Below are 1,122 nucleotides of genomic sequence, written 5' to 3'. Positions count from 1 at the left end.
ACGAGGGACTAATGAAAATCACAATGGTTTAATTCGAGAATTTTTACCAAAGGGAAAATCATTTAATTTAGTACCTATTCAAATGATAACAACTATACAAAATGCGTTAAATAATAGACCTAGACGTATACTAGACTATGATACACCTCATACTATGTTTAATCGTTTGTGTGCAACGACATAAACTATAACAGAATAGGTGTAACCGTAAAGGCTCGCTACGCTAATACCTTGACCGTTACACCTATTCCATTACAAAACAACTATGTCGCACACAGACATAGACTGTGACTTTAGTATTTTTCATGTACTGTTGCACTTGGCTTTACAATTCGAGCATAAATTTAATTATTTTTGTAAATTCATTATGCAGAACATATTATTCTACATATCACAAATAAATTAATCTTAAAAACATGCTATACGTCTCTATATTTCAAACAACTTAACGTGGTACAGTCCAAGTATTATCATTGCTTTTAAACGATGCCACGTTGTATTAAATTACCATTAAATATAATATTTTTATCTTCAATTGATAGTAATTGGTATATGCTAGAATCATAGGTCATGATAGTTTTCTTTTATTTTGTTTAATCATTTAATTATAAGATGGATTTTTTATATATAAATTTTAAGGTTCTATGTCAAATAGGGTTGATGAGGCCAGATTGTTGACAATATAATAAAAAAAGCACATCACATTTTTAAAAGGGTGTACAATAAATCGTGTTGGTGAACAAAAAGGTTCGCCAACACGATTATTTTTTTATAGAAAAAAGTGAAGCAAACCAGTAAACTATAAGTTGAGACAAAATAGTAAAGAGGTGCTTCACATGGATAAGAATACCAGAAAATTATTGAAATTGGAAGAAGAATGTGAATTTCCAGAAAATTGGCTAACTCAAGACGTACAACATCATATTAAATATCATATTATTCATGCCAGCTGGGAAAGAGAAATAGAAAAATGTCATCATTGTGGGCATAATCAACTGATTCGTTATGGGAGTTATTTAAGAAAAATAAAATTATTACCTATTTATGAAAATCCCACTAAATTACATTTAAAAATGAGACGTTATCAATGTACTTGTTGTCATAAAACGATGACCTGTGAAA

The 1,122-nt window shown here is 29.3% G+C and carries 1 protein-coding gene and 1 pseudogene; both read left to right on the top strand.

Annotation, left to right across the window (positions count from 1 at the left end; translation table 11 throughout):
• Positions 1-184 (top strand): annotated as a pseudogene (locus tag E4T68_RS09680) (IS30 family transposase); the annotation flags it as partial.
• Between the two features lie 652 nt (positions 185-836).
• Positions 837-1,122, top strand: a 286-nt coding sequence (locus tag E4T68_RS08920) for a transposase family protein (RefSeq protein WP_135126042.1), incomplete at its 3' end; no start/stop codon positions are given.

Source organism: Granulicatella sp. WM01, from assembly GCF_004570605.1.
In the GTDB taxonomy this organism is placed as follows: domain Bacteria; phylum Bacillota; class Bacilli; order Lactobacillales; family Aerococcaceae; genus WM01.
The sequence above is the reverse complement of the archived record's forward strand: the minus strand, read 5'-3'. Positions and strand labels throughout refer to the sequence as shown.